This window comes from Okeania sp. SIO2B9, from assembly GCF_010672505.1.
GTDB classification, from domain to species: domain Bacteria; phylum Cyanobacteriota; class Cyanobacteriia; order Cyanobacteriales; family Microcoleaceae; genus Okeania; species Okeania hirsuta.
Map to the genome: position 1 here is coordinate 1 of NZ_JAAHGK010000606.1, position 4,464 is coordinate 4,464.

Consider the following 4,464-nt stretch of genomic DNA (forward strand, 5'->3'; position numbering starts at 1 on the left):
TGGACAACGAATTGCAGTAGAAATTAAAAGCTTCTTAGGTGTATCCCCTATTAAGGATTTATAACAAACGTTCTGGAGCTTGCTGGGACAAAATTTGTGCATAGATAATGTATTGACCCAACGCTTGTTCTAAATCCTTAATAGGGGATACACCTAAGAAGCTTTTAATTTCTACTGCAATTCGTTGTCCCTCCTTTTGAGCGGCCAAAAGCTTTTTTGCCCCCAAATCTGCATAAAGCGTCCGACTACCGAATTGAAGTCGTAAAGGGTCGTCAGTAATTGTCCATCCATCCTTCACCAATGCTGTTTTAACTATCTGATGGTAAATATCTTTTGCCATTTCAACCTAACTTAATACAAGCTTATCTTGCAAAAGCCAAAACCTATTATACAGTTATTAATTATAATAAATTTGATATGATTAATCTACTTAACAAGTCCTAATTTTTAGGATTATTTTTTGAATTTGGTATGACTCGAAATGATTCCTTCAAAACGTTTATATTTACTATTATTGTTAGGAATGGTTGTTGCGCCAGTCATCACTATTTTGCTCGACCGACAAATAAGTTTGATGGCACTAGCACTGTTTGATGTGATTATCTGTAGTTTGGCTGTTTGGGATGGAGTTACAGTGAAACCTCATCGAGTCAAACTAGCGCGCTACCCTTTAGAGAAGCTTTCCATTGGGCGAGATAATGATATTACTATATCGGTTAAGTCTGGCAAACACAGGGCAAATATTATCTTGCATGATGATTATCCCCCAGAATTTGCAACTTCCTCTACTACTCTCTCAGCAATAGTTGAACCTAACAGCAGTCAAGAATTAACTTATCATGTCAACCCCGATAAACGAGGTGAGTTTCAGTGGGGAAATATTCGGGCGCGACAATTGGGACAGTGGGGTTTAGCGTGGCAGCAATGGCAAGTTCCGGCAAGTCAACAGGTGGCAGTTTACCCAGATTTGCTGGGGTTACGATCGCTCTCGATCCGTCTCTCTCTACAAAATACTGGCACGATGCGTCAAAAGCGACCTCTGGGAATGGGAACAGAATTTTCCGAACTCCGGGAATATGGTATTGGTGGTGATATACGCTTCATTGACTGGAAAGCTACTGCTCGTCGTAGTCGCCCCTTAGTGCGGGTATTGGAACCAGAAACGGAGCAAACTTTGATTATTTTACTTGATGGGGGGAGGTTGATGACTGCCCAGGTGCAGAGTTTAAAACGGTTTGACTGGGGTTTGAATGCTACTTTGTCATTAGCAATGGCAGGGTTGAGTAGGGGCGATCGTGTGGGTGTGGGAGTATTTGAGCGTCAACTCAGCACTTGGATACCACCGGAGAGGGGAAAAAATCAATTATCAAAATTAATTGAAAGTCTGACACCTATTCAACCAGTTTTGCGGGAACCAGATTATGTCGAAGCAGTTACTAGAGTGGTTAAGCAACAAACCCGTCGTGCTTTGGTAGTCGTAATTACTGATATTGTGGATACTACTGCTTCTGCGGAACTGTTGGCAGCATTGGCAAGGTTAACGCCTCGTTATTTACCGTTTTGTGTGGCTTTGTGCGACCCATTGGTGGAAAAATTAGCTCATACTCCCACTGTTTCTGGAGAACATCAGCAGGTACATGAAAAAAGTCATGCTGCTTATACTCGTGCTGTAGCAATAGATTTATTATCTCAAAGACAAGTTGCTTTTACTCAGTTGAAACAGAAAGGAGTTTTGGTTTTAGATGCGCCAGCAAATCAAATTAGCACAGAATTGGTAGATAGATATTTGCAGCTCAAATCTAGGAATTTACTTTAAGGGAGTAGGGAGTAGGGAGTAGGGAGTAGGGAGTAGGGGAGAAATAATTGATAATTTCTGTACGATAATTGATTTGATTTTTTATTATTGGAGATATCTTTTAGTAAGTGACTGGACTTTGTAAATTTAAATTAGAGAAATAAGGAAGAAGGTCATCTAGGGGATAAGTTATCTGCTAGAAAAGGAAAATTTGGCTTGATCTAAGTTTTAAGCTTTTGATATGTTCGCGTTTTTTTATTAGGCTGTTCATATCTGAAAAATATACCCACTTGGATACTATTCAAATAAACATTTTTCCTTGACAATTATTTCAGACAAAACATTTTATTGCAATATTTGATGATGACAAAAGAATTTAATATTGGCTTTTTAGTTTATCCAGATGTGGTTCAATTAGATGTAATGGGAGCTTATCAAGTTCTAGCTTTTCCACCTGATACAAAAATACATTTACTGTGGAAAACTTTAACTCCTGTTGTGAGTAATGAAGGATTATTAATTACGCCAACAACGACACTAGATAATTGTCCAACATTAGATATGATTTGTATTCCTGGTGGTGGGATGGGGCAAATTGAAGTGATGAAAGATGCGGAAATCATCAGTTTTTTACAACAGAAAAGCAACACCACCAAATATATAACTAGCGTCTGTACTGGTTCATTAATTCTAGCAGCAGCTAATCTTTTACAAGGTTATAAAGCAACTTGTCATTGGGCATTTCGAGAACATTTAGCCATGTTAGGAGTTGAAGTTATTCCTGAAAGAGTTGTTGTCGATCGGAATCGAATTACTGGAGCAGGGGTTACTTCAGGCATTGATTTTGGTCTAACTTTAGTAAGTCTAATTTGGGGAGAAGAAATGGCTAAAATGACATAATTAATGATGGAATATAATCCGATACCTACTTTTAATTCTGGTACTCCAGAGACAGCAGGCAATGAAATTGTAGAACCATTTTTGCAGTTTGGAAAACCGTTAATTGAGGCATTTTTACATCAAACGAAAGAAACAATGTTAAAGATTAAAAAATAATATCATGCACCTTTAGCATTCATCGCCGGGAGTTGAATTTCTTTGATACAAGTCGAGCGCGACAGAGAAAGTACGCAGTCAATTACGCTTAATAAATCTGATAACGGAATGGCATCGGTTTCTGATTTTCCAGCTTGTTTGAGGTCGTCTAATACTTCAGGAGTAACAATATCCCCAGGGTTAATAATTGTTACTGCAATACGATCTTTACGGAGTTCTTCCCGCAGTGCATGAACTACACCTCGAAGACCAAATTTTGACGCGGAGTTGGCGACTTCCCGTGCTGGAAAATTATCTAAACCCGATAACGCACCCATAAAAATTATTTTAGGATTTGTTGCTTGACGCAGTGTGGGTAATAGAGATTTTACTAAACGAATAGGTGCTACAAGATTTACTGCTATTACGTTTTCTATATCTCGATCGGAACATTTTTCAAAGGAATATTCGCTGGTAAAAGCTTGAGTTTCCCAAGTACCACCCATATATAAAAGTGCATCTAACGGAGAATTACCTACAGCATTAGTAACAATTTCAATTCCGGTTTTGTTGCTAATATCAGCTTCGATCCAATTACCAAAGTTAGAAGGAGAACGAGAAACTGTGATGAGTTCGGTAGTGGAAGGTACAATGTGTTCCGCAACAGCAGCACCTACACCACGACTAGCACCAATTACTACGACTTTATTAAAATGATTTTTCAAGTTTATATTACCTTTTGTATTGGGTACTTCACTTTATATTTTTCAACGGGAGAAATGAGCTTGATTGGAATAGCTACAGTTCAACAATTAATAATTAACAATTAATAATGAATAATGACTTCTCCTTAGAACAGATAGTATTTGCAAAAAGATTTTTTTTTGATTTTTTGCTGCTTTAATACAATCTTAGGGCGAGGCATTTAACCGATAGATATCCATTTTAATGCCATGAAATATAGTTTGATTTTCGTATCTCATACCCAACTTTTCCAGCACTTTTACTGATGCTATATTTTCTCGTTCAACAATTCCCAGGATGTATGGAAATTTGAGTTGTTTAAATGCGTATTGAATTGTTGCTAATGCTGCTTCAGTTGCCAACCCATTACCCCAAAACTCAGGAGCAAATCGATATCCAATCTCTTGCTCATGCACTTTGTCAATTTCTTCTATTGCAATTCCACAATAGCCGATTAATTTGTTAGTTTCTTTGAGGATAACAGCCCACTTTTCAAATCTATTTTTTTTGTATGAATTAATAAAACTATGGATTTTTTCTTTGGTTTGTAAGGGTGATAAAATTCCAGTATGAGAAAATTTCATAACTTTTGAATTAGCAAGAATTGGTGCAAGCTGATACAGGTATTGTTGGTGAAAGTCTCTCAATATAAGACGTTGTGTTTCTAAGTAAGCCATAATTTAAAACTATCTATAGTTTAGAGTTATATCAATTTTATCAATCGGGAGAAATGGGAAGAACTAAGATTGACTTTTGCTGCCATATCTTCTAGTAAAATATTATTGCCATAATTAAGGGCAATGTAATCTAATACTTGTTTATAGTATTTGGTAGTGAGCTTTTAGTCAAATTTATTATCAAACGCTAAAGAAAATACTGCTATAATATCA

The 4,464-nt window shown here is 37.0% G+C and carries 6 protein-coding genes; 3 read left to right on the top strand and 3 right to left on the bottom strand.

Annotated elements, in window-relative coordinates:
• Nucleotides 1-58: 58 nt before the first annotated feature.
• The gene (locus F6K13_RS19995) at nucleotides 59-340 is read right to left on the bottom strand and encodes an element excision factor XisH family protein (RefSeq protein WP_287288150.1); all 282 of its coding nucleotides are present in this window, start codon (nucleotides 338-340) and stop codon (nucleotides 59-61) included.
• Nucleotides 341-481: 141 nt separating this feature from the next.
• On the opposite strand from F6K13_RS19995, the gene F6K13_RS20000 reads away from it, so the two are divergent.
• The 3 genes from F6K13_RS20000 to F6K13_RS20010 all read left to right on the top strand — a co-directional run bounded on the left by F6K13_RS20000 (nucleotide 482) and on the right by F6K13_RS20010 (nucleotide 2,851).
• The gene (locus tag F6K13_RS20000) at nucleotides 482-1,816 is read left to right on the top strand and encodes a DUF58 domain-containing protein (RefSeq protein WP_124147387.1); all 1,335 of its coding nucleotides are present in this window, start codon (nucleotides 482-484) and stop codon (nucleotides 1,814-1,816) included.
• 339 nt (nucleotides 1,817-2,155) lie between these two features.
• Nucleotides 2,156-2,695 carry a DJ-1/PfpI family protein gene (locus tag F6K13_RS20005; protein WP_205127544.1) on the top strand — a complete coding sequence of 180 codons (540 nt, stop codon included), beginning with the start codon at nucleotides 2,156-2,158 and terminating at the stop codon, nucleotides 2,693-2,695.
• Nucleotides 2,696-2,698: 3 nt separating this feature from the next.
• A complete protein-coding gene (locus F6K13_RS20010; RefSeq protein ID WP_205127545.1) occupies nucleotides 2,699-2,851 on the top strand; it encodes a hypothetical protein in 153 nt (50 codons plus the stop codon).
• A 2-nt stretch (nucleotides 2,852-2,853) separates the two neighbouring features.
• Here the strand turns inward: F6K13_RS20010 and F6K13_RS20015 are convergent, their stop codons facing one another.
• Both F6K13_RS20015 and F6K13_RS20020 read right to left on the bottom strand, forming a co-directional pair.
• Entirely contained in the window at nucleotides 2,854-3,555 is a 702-nt protein-coding gene (locus F6K13_RS20015) for an SDR family oxidoreductase (RefSeq protein ID WP_124147388.1), read from the bottom strand.
• Between the two features lie 186 nt (nucleotides 3,556-3,741).
• Nucleotides 3,742-4,251 (bottom strand): GNAT family N-acetyltransferase, encoded by a 510-nt coding sequence (locus F6K13_RS20020; RefSeq protein WP_124147389.1) that lies wholly within the window; start codon nucleotides 4,249-4,251, stop codon nucleotides 3,742-3,744.
• Nucleotides 4,252-4,464 lie beyond the last annotated feature (213 nt).